Source organism: Variovorax sp. SRS16 (genome assembly GCF_901827165.1).
Classification (GTDB): Bacteria; Pseudomonadota; Gammaproteobacteria; order Burkholderiales; family Burkholderiaceae_C; genus Variovorax.
In genome coordinates this window covers 3,339,176-3,352,325 of sequence record NZ_LR594666.1, presented here as the reverse complement: position 1 = coordinate 3,352,325, position 13,150 = coordinate 3,339,176, and the positions used below count along the sequence as shown (strand labels likewise).

General features: G+C 65.8%; 12 protein-coding genes. 11 read left to right on the top strand and 1 reads right to left on the bottom strand.

What is annotated here, in order from left to right; translation table 11 throughout:
• The first annotated feature begins 4 nt into the window (after positions 1 to 4).
• The 11 genes from nuoG (at position 5) to E5P2_RS16140 (ending at position 11,298) form a co-directional block, all read left to right on the top strand.
• Complete coding sequence (nuoG, locus tag E5P2_RS16190) at positions 5 to 2,158, top strand: NADH-quinone oxidoreductase subunit NuoG (RefSeq protein WP_162568152.1); 2,154 nt, start codon at positions 5 to 7, stop codon at positions 2,156 to 2,158.
• On the top strand, positions 2,155 to 3,231 hold the full coding sequence (gene nuoH / locus E5P2_RS16185) for an NADH-quinone oxidoreductase subunit NuoH (protein ID WP_162568151.1): 1,077 nt from the start codon (positions 2,155 to 2,157) through the stop codon (positions 3,229 to 3,231). The genes nuoG and nuoH overlap by 4 nt, the downstream gene beginning before the upstream one ends.
• Positions 3,232 to 3,242: 11 nt before the next feature.
• Complete coding sequence (nuoI, locus tag E5P2_RS16180) at positions 3,243 to 3,764, top strand: NADH-quinone oxidoreductase subunit NuoI (RefSeq protein ID WP_162568150.1); 522 nt, start codon at positions 3,243 to 3,245, stop codon at positions 3,762 to 3,764.
• 17 nt (positions 3,765 to 3,781) lie between these two features.
• The gene (locus E5P2_RS16175) at positions 3,782 to 4,429 is read left to right on the top strand and encodes an NADH-quinone oxidoreductase subunit J (protein WP_162568149.1); all 648 of its coding nucleotides are present in this window, start codon (positions 3,782 to 3,784) and stop codon (positions 4,427 to 4,429) included.
• Positions 4,426 to 4,734 carry an NADH-quinone oxidoreductase subunit NuoK gene (nuoK, locus tag E5P2_RS16170; RefSeq protein WP_162568148.1) on the top strand — a complete coding sequence of 103 codons (309 nt, stop codon included), beginning with the start codon at positions 4,426 to 4,428 and terminating at the stop codon, positions 4,732 to 4,734. The genes E5P2_RS16175 and nuoK overlap by 4 nt, the downstream gene beginning before the upstream one ends.
• Before the next feature lie 141 nt (positions 4,735 to 4,875).
• Positions 4,876 to 6,918, top strand: coding sequence for an NADH-quinone oxidoreductase subunit L (gene nuoL / locus E5P2_RS16165; RefSeq protein ID WP_162568147.1), 2,043 nt, complete (start codon positions 4,876 to 4,878; stop codon positions 6,916 to 6,918).
• 26 nt (positions 6,919 to 6,944) lie between these two features.
• Complete coding sequence (locus tag E5P2_RS16160) at positions 6,945 to 8,426, top strand: NADH-quinone oxidoreductase subunit M (RefSeq protein WP_162568146.1); 1,482 nt, start codon at positions 6,945 to 6,947, stop codon at positions 8,424 to 8,426.
• Positions 8,427 to 8,450: 24 nt separating this feature from the next.
• A complete protein-coding gene (nuoN, locus tag E5P2_RS16155; protein WP_162568145.1) occupies positions 8,451 to 9,938 on the top strand; it encodes an NADH-quinone oxidoreductase subunit NuoN in 1,488 nt (495 codons plus the stop codon).
• Between the two features lie 8 nt (positions 9,939 to 9,946).
• Entirely contained in the window at positions 9,947 to 10,267 is a 321-nt protein-coding gene (locus E5P2_RS16150) for a DUF2818 family protein (protein WP_162568144.1), read from the top strand.
• Positions 10,260 to 10,853 carry an NUDIX domain-containing protein gene (locus E5P2_RS16145; protein ID WP_162568143.1) on the top strand — a complete coding sequence of 198 codons (594 nt, stop codon included), beginning with the start codon at positions 10,260 to 10,262 and terminating at the stop codon, positions 10,851 to 10,853. The genes E5P2_RS16150 and E5P2_RS16145 overlap by 8 nt, the downstream gene beginning before the upstream one ends.
• A gap of 7 nt (positions 10,854 to 10,860) precedes the next feature.
• On the top strand, positions 10,861 to 11,298 hold the full coding sequence (locus E5P2_RS16140) for a DUF1178 family protein (RefSeq protein ID WP_162568142.1): 438 nt from the start codon (positions 10,861 to 10,863) through the stop codon (positions 11,296 to 11,298).
• Positions 11,299 to 11,314: 16 nt separating this feature from the next.
• On the opposite strand, the gene E5P2_RS16135 is transcribed toward E5P2_RS16140, so the two are convergent.
• Entirely contained in the window at positions 11,315 to 13,102 is a 1,788-nt protein-coding gene (locus E5P2_RS16135) for an ABC transporter transmembrane domain-containing protein (RefSeq protein WP_162568141.1), read from the bottom strand.
• Between the last annotated feature and the right edge of the window lie 48 nt (positions 13,103 to 13,150).

The following is a 13,150-nucleotide window of genomic DNA, read 5'->3' as shown; positions in this document are numbered from 1 at the left end:
ACATATGGTTGAAATCGAACTCGACGGCAAGAAGGTCGACATCGTCGAAGGCAGCATGATCATGCATGCGGCCGACAAGGCGGGCACCTACATTCCGCACTTCTGCTACCACAAGAAGCTCAGCATCGCGGCCAATTGCCGCATGTGCCTGGTCGATGTCGAGAAGGCGCCCAAGCCGATGCCGGCCTGCGCCACGCCGGTGACGCAGGGCATGATCGTTCGCACCAAGAGCGACAAGGCCATCAAGGCCCAGCAGTCGGTCATGGAGTTCCTGCTGATCAACCATCCGCTCGATTGCCCGATCTGCGACCAGGGCGGCGAATGCCAGCTGCAGGATCTGGCGGTGGGCTACGGCGGTTCGTCCTCGCGCTACGAGGAAGAAAAGCGCGTCGTGTTCCACAAGGACGTCGGCCCGCTCATCAGCATGGAAGAGATGAGCCGCTGCATCCATTGCACGCGCTGCGTGCGCTTCGGCCAGGAAGTGGCCGGCGTGATGGAGCTCGGCATGTCGCACCGTGGCGAGCATTCCGAGATCGAGACCTTCCTCGGCGATTCGGTCGACTCCGAACTCTCCGGCAACATGATCGACATCTGCCCGGTCGGCGCGCTCACCAGCAAGCCCTTCCGCTACAGCGCCCGCACCTGGGAGCTGTCGCGCCGCAAGTCGATCAGCCCGCACGATTCGACCGGTGCCAACCTGATCGTCCAGGTCAAGAACAACAAGGTCATGCGCGTCGTTCCGCTCGAGAACGAGGATGTGAACGAATGCTGGATCGCCGACCGCGACCGCTTCTCGTACGAAGCGTTGAACAGCCCCGAGCGCCTGACGCAGCCGATGCTCAAGCAGGGCGGCCAGTGGCAACAGGTCGACTGGCAGACCGCGCTCGAATACGTGGCCAATGGCTTGAAGCAGATCAAGGCCGACCACGGTGCGCAAAGCATCGGCACGCTGGCGAGCCCGCACAGCACGCTCGAAGAGCTGCACCTGGCCAAGCTGCTGATGCACGGCCTCGGCAGCGGCAACATCGACCACCGCCTGCGCAACGCCGATTTTTCCGCGTCCGAGGGCGTGCGCTGGCTCGGCACCTCGATCGCTTCGCTGTCGCAGCTGCAACGCGTGCTCGTGGTCGGCAGCAACCTGCGCAAGGACCATCCGCTGTTCGCGCAGCGCATCCGCCAGGCGGTGCGCAGGGGCGGCGTGCTGAGCGCCGTGACCTCGCCCGAACTGTTCGCCGATGCCGACGCCTGGGCGATGCCCGTGGCGAACGCCGTGCGCGTGCCGGCGCATGACTGGTTCGATGCGCTGGCCGAGATCGCCGGCGCGATCGCCGAAAGCACGGGCGCCGCGGCGCCGGTGAGCCGCACGGCCGCCGCCGGCGACGCCGCGAAGGCGCTGGCCGCTTCGCTGCTCGGCGGCGAACGCAAGGCGATCCTGCTCGGCAACGCGGCCGCGCACCATGCCGAGGCCGGCAGCCTGCTCGCGCTGGCCCAGTGGATCGGCGGGCAGACCGGCGCCAGCGTCGGCTATCTCACCGAAGCCGCGAACACGGTCGGTGCGCAGCTCGTCGGTGCACTGCCGAAGGAGGGCGGCCTGCACGCCGGCGCCATGCTCGGCGGCGCGCTCAAGGCGGTGCTGCTGCTCAACAACGAGCCGGTGTTCGACTCGGCCGCGGGCGTCTCCGCGGTCGATGCGCTCACGCATGCCCAGATGGTCGTGACGCTGAGCCCCTTCAAGGCCAACCTCGAATTCAGCGACGTGCTGCTGCCGATCGCGCCGTTCACCGAGACGCCCGGCACCTTCGTCAATGCCGAAGGCCGCGCGCAGAGTTTCCATGCCGTCGTCAAGCCGCTGGGCGAAGCGCGTCCGGCGTGGAAGGTGCTGCGCGTGCTGGCCAATCTGCTGGGTCTTTCCGGCTTCTCCTTCGAATCGACGGCCGATGTGCTGGCCGATGCCGGCTTCGCCGCGCCGGGGCCGGTGCCGGCCGATCGGCTGAACAATGCCACGACGGCCGCGATCGCCGGCGGCGGCGCTTCGCATGCGGCGCCTGCGGTCGCCAGCATCTACCAGCTCGATTCGATCGTCCGTCGCGCCACCTCGCTGCAGCTGACGGCCGATGCGCGCCACGCGCATGCCGCCAGGCAGGAGGTGTCGGCATGATCGACGCGATCTACGGCTTCGGCCTCGGGCTGGCCCATGCCGGCTGGTGGACCGGCTTCTGGTGGCCGATCATCTGGACGCTGATCAAGATCGTGGTCGTGGTGATCCCGCTGATGTTGGCCGTGGCCTACCTGACGCTATGGGAGCGCAAGGCGATCGGCTTCACGCAGATCCGCATCGGCCCCAACCGCATCGGGCCGCTGGGCCTGCTGCAGCCCATCGCCGATGCACTCAAGCTGCTGACCAAGGAAATCATCCTGCCGACGGTCGCCAACAAGGGGCTGTTCCTGCTCGGGCCGATCATGACCATCATGCCGGCGCTGGCCGCGTGGGTGGTCATTCCGTTCGGGCCCGACGTCGCACTGGCCAACATCAATGCCGGGCTGCTGTTCGTCATGGCCATCACCTCGCTCGAGGTCTACGGCGTGATCATCGCGGGCTGGGCCTCCAACTCCAAGTACGCCTTCCTCGGCGCGCTGCGCGCCTCGGCGCAGATGGTCAGCTACGAGATCGCAATGGGCTTCTGCTTCGTCGTCGTGCTGATGGTGTCGGCCAGCCTCAACATGAGCGACATCGTGGCGGGGCAGGGCAGGGGCCACTTCGCGGCCATGGGCGTCGGCTTCCTGTCGTGGAACTGGCTGTCGCTGCTGCCGATCTTCTTCGTCTACTTCATCTCCGGCCTGGCCGAGACCAACCGCCACCCCTTCGACGTGGTGGAAGGCGAATCGGAAATCGTCGCGGGCCACATGATCGAGTACTCGGGCATGAGCTTCGCCATGTTCTTCCTGGCCGAGTACGCCAACATGTGGCTGGTCTCGATCCTGACCGTCATCCTGTTCCTCGGCGGCTGGCTGCCGCCCTTCGAATTCCTCAGCTTCATTCCGGGCTGGATCTGGCTGGGCATCAAGACCTTCTGCGTGGTCACCATGTTCCTCTGGGTCCGCTCGACCTTCCCGCGCTTTCGCTATGACCAGATCATGCGGCTGGGCTGGAAGATCTTCATTCCGGTCACGCTCGTGTGGCTGGTGGTGGTCGGCGCCTGGATGCAGACCCCGTTCAACATCTGGAATTGACTGGAATCGCCATGTCTGCGCACACCGCCACGTCGAGCGCGCCCTCGTTCTCGCTCAAGGACTTTCTGTCCAGCTTCATGCTGTTCGAGTTGTTCAAGGGCCTGGCCCTCACCGGCAAGTACGCGTTCAGCCGCAAGATCACCGTGCAGTTCCCGGAGGAAAAGACGCCGCTGTCGCCGCGCTTTCGCGGCCTGCACGCGCTGCGCCGCTACGAGAACGGCGAGGAGCGCTGCATCGCCTGCAAGCTGTGCGAAGCCGTGTGCCCGGCGCTGGCGATCACCATCGAATCCGACGTGCGCGACGACGGCTCGCGCCGCACCACGCGCTACGACATCGACCTGACCAAGTGCATCTTCTGCGGCTTCTGCGAGGAAAGCTGCCCGGTCGACTCGATCGTCGAGACCCACATCTTCGAATACCACGGCGAGAAGCGCGGCGACCTCTACTTCACCAAGGACATGCTGCTGGCCGTCGGTGACCGCTACGAAAAAGAGATCGCCGCCAACAAGGCAGCGGACGCCAAGTACCGCTAAGAAAACCAAGTCGATCCATGGACGTCAAGACCGGTCTGTTCTATCTGTTTGCCGCGGTGCTGCTGTTCGCGGCCTTCCGCGTCATCACCGCGCGCAACCCCGTGTATGCGGCGCTCTACCTGGTGCTCGCCTTCTTCCAGGCCGCGGCCATCTGGCTGCTGCTGCGCGCCGAGTTCCTCGCGATCGTGCTGGTGCTTGTCTACGTGGGCGCGGTGATGGTGCTGTTCCTGTTCGTCGTGATGATGCTCGACATCAACGTCGATGGGTTGCGACAGGGGTTCTGGAAGCACTTTCCGCTCGCGGCCGGGGTCGGCGCGCTGATCGCGCTCGAGATGGCCGGCGTGCTGATGGGCGGCTTCCGCCTGGCCGCGCCGAGGAGCGCGATGGTCGGCGGCCCGGACAGCTCGAACACGCTCGAGCTCGGCAAGCTGCTGTACACCGGCTATCTCTATCCGTTGGAGATCGCGGCCGTCATCCTGCTCGTGGCCATCGTTGCGGCCATCGCGCTCACGCTGCGCGCGCGCAAGGACAGCAAATACCAGAACCCGTCCGACCAGGTCCGCGTGAAGGCGCGCGACCGCGTGCGCATCGTGCAGATGCCGGTCACGCGTGCGGCGCAACCTGTCGCCGAGCAACCCACGGCTTCCGCGGAGACCAAGGCATGACGCTCACGCTCGGACACTTTCTCTCGCTCGGCGCGATGCTTTTCGCGCTGTCGGTCATCGGGATCTTCCTCAACCGCAAGAACCTGATCGTGCTGCTGATGTGCATCGAGCTGATGCTGCTCGCAGTCAACATCAACTTCGTCGCCTTCTCGTACTACCTGGGCGACATGCACGGGCAGATCTTCGTGTTCTTCATCCTGACCGTGGCCGCCGCGGAGTCGGCGATCGGACTGGCCCTGCTGGTCTTGCTGTTCCGCAACAAGTCGAACATCAACATCGACGAGCTCAACGCATTAAAAGGATGACCCCCAGTCTTCGCGCACTTCGTGTCGCTTCGCCAACCCCCTTCAGGGGGCGCAGCCAGCGGCCCGGCCAAGCCGGTTCCGCGGCAGCTCCCGAATGGGTGAGAGCCGTGATGCCTTGCGATCATTGAAAAGAAGAATCCCATGAGCGCAACACTTTCCGCATCCACGCTGCTGGCCGTTCCGCTGGCGCCCCTGGTCGGCGCCATCGTGCCCGGGCTGTTCGCCACCAAGTTCGGCGGCGACCACATCGGCCGGCGTTTCACGCATTCGCTGACCATCCTCGGCGTGTTCATCGCCTTCGTGATCTCGGCGATGACGCTCAAGAGCGTGGTCTACGACGGCGCGCACTTCAACGCGACCATCTACGAATGGATGACGGTCGGCGGCATCAAGATGGAGATCGGCTTCCTGGTCGACGGCCTCACCGCGATGATGATGTGCGTGGTGACCTTCGTGTCGCTGATGGTGCACATCTACACCATCGGCTATATGGAAGAGGACGAGGGCTACAACCGCTTCTTCTCGTACATCTCGCTGTTCACCTTCTCGATGCTGATGCTCGTGATGAGCAACAACATGCTCCAGCTGTTCTTCGGCTGGGAGGCGGTGGGCCTGGTGTCCTATCTGCTGATCGGCTTCTGGTTCAACAAGCCGAGTGCGATCTTCGCGAACCTGAAGGCCTTCCTGGTCAACCGCGTGGGCGACTTCGGCTTCATCCTCGGCATCGGCCTGATCGCAGCCTATGCCGGCACGCTGAACTACGGCGAGGTCTTCGCCAAGGCCGACGGGCTGGCGCAGATCGGCTTCCCGGGCACCGGCTGGATGCTGATCACCGTGGTCTGCATCTGCCTCTTCATCGGTGCGATGGGCAAGAGCGCGCAGTTCCCGCTGCACGTGTGGCTGCCCGATTCGATGGAAGGCCCGACGCCGATCTCGGCGCTGATCCACGCCGCGACCATGGTCACGGCGGGCATCTTCATGGTGGCGCGCATGTCGCCGCTGTTCGAACTGAGCGACACGGCCTTGAGCTTCGTGCTCGTGATCGGCGCCATCACCGCGCTGTTCATGGGTTTCCTCGGCATCATCCAGAACGACATCAAGCGCGTGGTCGCGTATTCGACGCTCTCGCAGCTCGGCTACATGACGGTGGCGCTCGGCGCCTCGGCCTATTCGGTCGCGGTGTTCCACCTGATGACGCACGCCTTCTTCAAGGCGCTGCTGTTCCTCGGCGCCGGCTCGGTGATCATCGGCGTGCACCACAACCAGGACATCCGCTGGATGGGCGGGCTGCGCAAGTACATGCCGATCACCTGGATCACCTCGCTGGTGGGTTCGCTGGCGCTGATCGGCACGCCTTTCTTCGCCGGCTTCTACTCCAAGGACAGCATCATCGAGGCGGTGCACGAGAGCCACCTGTGGGGCTCCGATTTCGCCTACTTCTCGGTGCTGGCCGGCGTGTTCGTGACCGCCTTCTACTCGTTCCGCATGTACTTCCTCGTGTTCCACGGCGAGGAGCGCTACGACCAGAATCCCGATGCGCACCATGCCCACCCTTCGGACGAGGAACCGGACCATGGCCACGGCCATCACGATGCTCATGCGAAGCCGCATGAATCGCCCTGGGTGATCTGGGTGCCGCTGGTGCTGCTCGCCATTCCGTCCGCCGTGATCGGTTTCATGACGATCGAGCCGATGCTCTTCGGCGACTTCTTCAAGGGCGCGATCGCCGTCAACGAGGGCGCGCATCCGGCGATGAAGGAACTGGCCGAGGCCTTCCACGGTCCGGTGGCGATGGCGCTGCACGGCCTGGCCGGCGCGCCGTTCTGGCTCGCGCTCGCGGGCGTGGTGCTGTCCTGGTACATGTACATCATCAATCCGGCGCTGCCGGCCGCGATCAAGCGCGGCTTCGGCCCGGTCTATCGCCTGCTCGACAACAAGTACTACATGGACTGGTTCAACGAGAACGTGATCGCCCGCGGCACCCGCGCGCTGGGCATGGGCCTGTGGAAGGGCGGTGACCAGGGCGTGATCGACGGCGCCATCGTCAACGGCTCGTGGAAGCTGGTCGGCCGCGTGGCCGGTGTCGTGCGCTGGATGCAGTCGGGCTACATCTACCACTACGCGTTCGCGATGCTGCTGGGCATCTTCGTCCTCATGACGTACTTCGTCTGGTTCAAACGGTAAGCGGCTCTCGCTGGAGAAAAACAAAAATGGGTTTGCTGAGCCTTGCCATCTGGATGCCGATCGCGTTCGGCGTCGTGCTGCTGGCCTTCGGGCGCGACGAGCATGCGAACGGCGTGCGCTGGATCGCGCTCGTCGGTTCGATCGCGAGCTTCCTGGTCACCGTGCCGCTCTTCCTCGGCTTCCAGAACGGGACGGCCGCGATGCAGTTCGTCGAGAAGACGGGCTGGATCGAGCGCTTCAACATCAACTACCACGTCGGCCTGGATGGCATCTCGCTGTGGCTGGTGCTGCTCACCGCCTTCATCACGGTCATCGTGGTGATCTCGGCATGGGAAGTCATCACCGAGCGCGTGAACCAGTACATGGGCGCGTTCCTGATCCTCTCGGGCCTGATGATCGGCACCTTCTCGGCGCTCGACGGCATCCTGTTCTACGTGTTCTTCGAAGCTACGCTGATCCCGATGTACCTGATCATCGGCATCTGGGGCGGCCCGAACAAGATCTACGCGGCCTTCAAGTTCTTCATCTACACGCTGCTCGGCTCGCTCCTGATGCTGGTCGCGCTGATCTACCTGTACAACAAGTCGGGCGGCAGCTTCGACATCCTGACCTGGCACAAGCTGCCGCTGGCCGCGAGTGCGCAGACCTTCCTGTTCTTCGCCTTCTTCGCGGCCTTCGCGGTCAAGGTGCCGATGTGGCCGGTCCACACGTGGCTGCCGGACGTGCACGTCGAGGCACCGACCGGTGGCTCCGCCGTGCTGGCCGCGATCATGCTGAAGCTGGGCGCCTACGGTTTCCTGCGCTTCTCGATGCCGATCGCGCCGGATGCCTCGCACGAGTGGGCCTGGCTCATGATCGCGCTGTCGCTGATCGCGGTGATCTACGTCGGCCTGGTCGCGCTGGTGCAGCAGGACATGAAGAAGCTGGTGGCCTATTCGTCGGTGGCCCACATGGGCTTCGTCACGCTCGGCTTCTTCATCTTCAGCGAACTCGGCGTGGCAGGCGGCATCGTGCAGATGATCGCGCACGGCTTCGTGTCGGGCGCGATGTTCCTGTGCATCGGCGTGCTGTACGACCGCGTGCATTCGCGCCAGATCGCCGACTACGGCGGCGTGGTCAACACCATGCCCAAGTTCGCGGCCTTCGTGCTGCTGTTCGCGATGGCCAATTGCGGCTTGCCGGGCACTGCCGGTTTCGTCGGCGAATGGATGGTGATCCTCGGCGCGGTCAAGGCCAATTTCTGGATCGGCCTGGCCGCCGCCTCGGCGCTGATCTGGGGCGCGGCCTACACGCTGTGGATGTACAAGCGCGTCTACCTCGGCCCGGTGGGCAACGACCACGTCAAGGAACTGAGCGACATCGATGCGCGCGAATTCCTCATGCTGGCGCTGCTCGCGATCGCCGTGCTGTGGATGGGGCTCTATCCGAAGCCTTTCACCGACGCGATGAACGCCTCGGTGACCGAGCTGCTGCACCATGTGGCGATCTCCAAGATCCCCAGTCCCTGAGTCCGCGCTGAACAAGAGAACGAGATGATTGACAAACTCAGCTGGATGACGATCTACCCCGAGACGCTGCTGCTGGCCATGGCCTGCATCATCGCACTGGTCGACCTGTCGACGACCAGCGCACGCCGCACCGGCACCTATGTGGCGACACTGCTTACGCTCGCGGTCATTGCGGTCCTGACCGGGCTCAGTGCGGCCGACGGCCAGACCCTCTACGGCTTCGGCGGCATGGTTGTGAGCGACCCGATGGGCAACTGGCTCAAGTGCTTCGCCAGCGTCGCGCTGATGGTCACGCTGGTCTACGGCCGCCCGTATGCGGGCGATCGCGGCATGCTCGCCGGCGGCGAGATCTTCACCCTCAGCATGTTCGCGCTGGTCGGCATGTTCGTGATGATCTCGGGCAGCAATTTCCTGGTGATCTACCTCGGGCTCGAACTGCTCACGCTGTCGAGCTACGCGCTGGTCGCGCTCAGGCGCGACAACGCGGTGGCCAGCGAGGCCGCCATGAAGTATTTCGTTCTTGGCGCGCTGGCCAGCGGCTTCCTGCTCTATGGTCTATCCATGATGTACGGCGCGACCGGCTCGCTCGACATCAACGAGGTCTTCAAGGCCATCGCGAGCCGCAAGGTCAATCACCAGGTGCTGGTGTTCGGCCTGGTGTTCATCGTCGCGGGGCTCGCCTTCAAGGTGGGCGCGGCGCCGTTCCACATGTGGGTGCCCGACGTCTACCACGGCGCGCCAACCGCGGTCACGCTGCTGATCGGCGCGGCGCCCGAGCTGGCGGCCTTCGCGATCATCATCCGGCTGCTGGTGGAAGGGCTGCTGCCGCTGGCCTTCGACTGGCAGCAGATGCTTGCCCTGCTCGCGATCGCATCGCTCCTGGTCGGCAACCTTGCGGCCATCGCGCAAACCAACCTCAAGCGCATGCTGGCCTATTCGACCATCGGGCAGATGGGCTTCATGCTGCTCGGCCTGGTGGCGGGCGTGGTCAACGGCAACACCTACAACGCGCAGTTCGCGTACAGCGCCTCGATGTTCTACATCGTGACCTACGTGCTGACCACGCTGGCGAGCTTCGGCATCATCCTGCTGTTGGCGCGCGAGGGTTTCGAGAGCGAGGAGATCACCGACCTCGCCGGCCTCAACCAGCGCAGCCCGCTCTATGCGGGCGTGATGGCGGTGGCGATGTTCTCGCTCGCGGGCGTGCCGCCGCTGGTCGGCTTCTACGCCAAGCTGGCGGTGCTGCAGGCGCTGATCGCTTCGGGCCAGGCGATCTATATCGGGCTGGCGGTGTTCGCGGTCTTGATGTCGCTGATCGGCGCGTTCTACTACCTGCGCGTGGTCAAGGTCATGTACTTCGACGCGCCGGTCACGGCGAGCACGGTGTCGGCGCCGCGCGACGTGCGAACCGTGCTGACGCTCAACGGCGCGCTGATCCTGATCCTCGGCATCCTGCCGGGTGGCCTCATGACGCTGTGTGCCAAGGCGATCGTGGCCACGCTGGCCACCTGATCGCCCACGTGTCGCAGAACGCCTCGGTCTGGGTGGTGCTGCTGGTCGCGCTGGCAGCCGCCAACCTGCCGTTCCTCAACGAGCGGCTGTTCGGGCTGATGCCGCTGCCGGGCGGCGTCAAGCTGCTGGCGGTGCGCGTGGGCGAGCTCGTCGTTCTCTATTTCGTGTCCGGCGGCATCGGCTTGCTGTTCGAAAGCCGCGCGGGCCAGATCGCGCCGCAGGGATGGGAGTTCTACGCCGTCACCGCCGCGCTGTTCGTGGTGCTCGCGTTCCCGGGCTTCACCTGGCGTTACCTGCTCAAACACCGGAGCCACGCAGCCCATGGATGATGCACACCTGAAGGAAGAAGGCACGGCCAGCGAGCTGCTGCTGCAGGGCAATTTTCTGCGCGCGATGCGCGACACCGTGCGCCTGCCCGATGGTCACACGGCGACGCGCGAGTACGTGGTCCATCCGGGTGCCGTGGTGATCGTGCCGCTGCTCGACGACGGCCGCCTGGTGCTGGAGCGGCAATACCGCTATCCGATCGGGCGCGTGATGACCGAATTCCCGGCCGGCAAGCTCGATGCCGGTGAAGATCCACTCGTCTGCGGCCAGCGCGAGCTGCTCGAGGAAACCGGCTATACGGCGCGCGAGTGGGCGCATGCGGGTGCGATGCATCTCGCGGTCGCCTACTCGACCGAGATCATCCACATCTATTTCGCGCGCGGCCTGTCGCTCGGGGATCGCCAGCTCGATCACGGCGAATTCCTCGACGTGATCAGCGCCACACCGCAAGAGCTGTTCGGCTGGTGCCGCGACGGCACGGTGACGGATGCCAAGACGCAGACCTGCGCGCTCTGGCTGCAGAACGTCCTGTCGGGCGCATGGACGCTTCAGTGGGACGCGCACGTTCCGGGCGGCGCCGGCCGATAATCGGCGCATGAAGGTCCTCAACCTCCAATGCGCCCACGGCCACGGCTTCGAGGGCTGGTTCGCGTCCAATGAAGCGTTCGATACCCAGCTTGCGAGTGGGCTCGTGGAATGCCCGATCTGCGGCGACACCGTCATCACCAAGCTGCTGACCGCGCCGCGCCTGAATCTCGGCAATCCGAAGCCGCCCGCCGAGACCGCGCCGGCCGCGCCTGCGAACGACACGCCCGAGGCGCGACTGCTGCGTGCTGTGCGCGAGGTGCTGGCCCAGACCGAAGACGTGGGCGAGCGTTTCGCCGACGAGGCGCGCCGGATGCACTACGGCGAGATCGAGGAGCGCGGCATCCGCGGCCAGGCCTCGCGCGAGCAGGCACAGTCCTTGCGCGACGAAGGCATCCCGGTGTTCTCCCTGCCGGTTCCCCCCGCACTCAAGGAAACGCTGCAGTAGACGCGCCCTCGCGGGCTCAGGACGTGAACTGCAGCGCGGCCAGCCGCGCGTAGACGCCGCCCTCCGCGACCAGTGTCGCGTGCGTGCCCTGTTCCACGATGCCGCCATGGTCGAGCACCACGATGCGGTCGGCCTTCTGCACGGTCGCGAGGCGGTGCGCGATGACCAGCGTCGTGCGTCCCACCATCGCCGATTCGAGCGCGGCCTGCACCATGCGCTCGCTCTCGGCATCGAGCGCGCTGGTGGCTTCGTCGAGCAGCAGCAGCGGCGGGTTCTTGAGCATGGCGCGCGCGATGGCGATGCGCTGGCGCTGCCCGCCTGAAAGCCGCACGCCGCGCTCGCCGAGGAAGGTGTCGTAGCCCTCGGGCAGGGCGCGCAGGAAGCCGTCGGCGAAGGCCGCCCTGGCGGCTTCGTGGACTTCCTCGACGCTGGCATCGGGCCGGCCGTAGCGGATGTTCTCGAGCGCGCTGGTCGAGAAGATCACGGCGTCCTGCGGCACCAGGCCGATGCGCGTGCGCAGTTCGCCGAGCGACATCGCCGCGAGCGGCGTGCCATCGAGTTCGATGCGGCCCGACTGCGGGTCGTAGTAGCGCAGCAGCAGCTGGAACACGGTGCTCTTGCCGGCCCCGCTGGAGCCGACCAGCGCCACGGTTTCGCCGGGCGCCACCGACAGGCTGAAGTCGCGCAGGGCAGGCACGCCCGGCCGCGAGGGATAGTGGAAGCGCACGCCTTCGAGACGCAGGTTGCTGCCGGCGGTGGGGACGGCCGCCCTGGCCGGTTGCGCCGGCGACACGATGGCGGGCTCGGCATGCAGCAGCTCCATCAGGCGTTCGGTCGCGCCGGCGGCGCGCAGCAGGTCGCCGTAGACCTCGCCCAGCACGGCCGCCGAGCTCGCCAGGATGATCACGTAGACCACGGTCTGTCCCAGATGGCCGGCCGTGATCTCGCCGTGCAGCACCGCCTGCGTGCCCTGGTACAGGCCCCAGAGCAGCGCCGCCGAGGTCGCGATGATGATGAAGGCCACCAGCACCGAGCGCGCCTTGGCGCGGCGCACGGCGGTGCGGAAGGCGTTGTCGGTGGAGGCGTCGAAGCGGGCCGATTCCCGCGTCTCGGCGGTGTAGCTCTGCACCACGGGAATCGCGTTCAGCACCTCGGCCGCGATCGCGCTCGAATCGGCCACGCGGTCCTGGCTGGCCCGCGAGAGCTTGCGCACGCGACGGCCGAACCACATGCTCGGCAGCACCACCAGCACGAGGATGCCGAGCACCTGGACCATCACGTAGGGATTGGTCCACACCAGGATGCCGAGCGCGCCGATGCCCATCACGGCATTGCGCAGGCCCATGCTGAGCGAGGAGCCGACCACCGTCTGCACCAGGGTCGTGTCGGCCGTCAGGCGCGACAGCACTTCGCCGGTCTGCGTGGTCTCGAAGAAGGCCGGGCTCTGGTGCAGTACGTGGGCGTAGACGGCATTGCGCAGATTCGCCGTCACCCGTTCGCCGAGCCAGCTCACGGTGTAGAAGCGCGCCGCGGAGAACAGCCCGAGCGCCACGGCCACCCCGAACAGGGCGACGAAGTGGTCGCGCAGCGCCATCGTCTGCGCCCCCTTGTCGCTCGATACCAGGCCGCCGTCGATCAGGCTGCGCAGCGCCAGCGGAAACACCAGCGTCGTCGCGGCGGCGAGCACCAGGAACAGGCCGGCGAGCGCGATCTGGACGCGGTAGGGCCGCAGAAACGGCGCCAGTCCCGACAGCGACTTGGGTGAGCCTTTGGCAAGCGGGGAAGAAGCAGCGGAGGAGGCCATGTCGTGATTCTAGCCAACGCTTGCCAGCTCAAAGGTCGCCTTGACAGT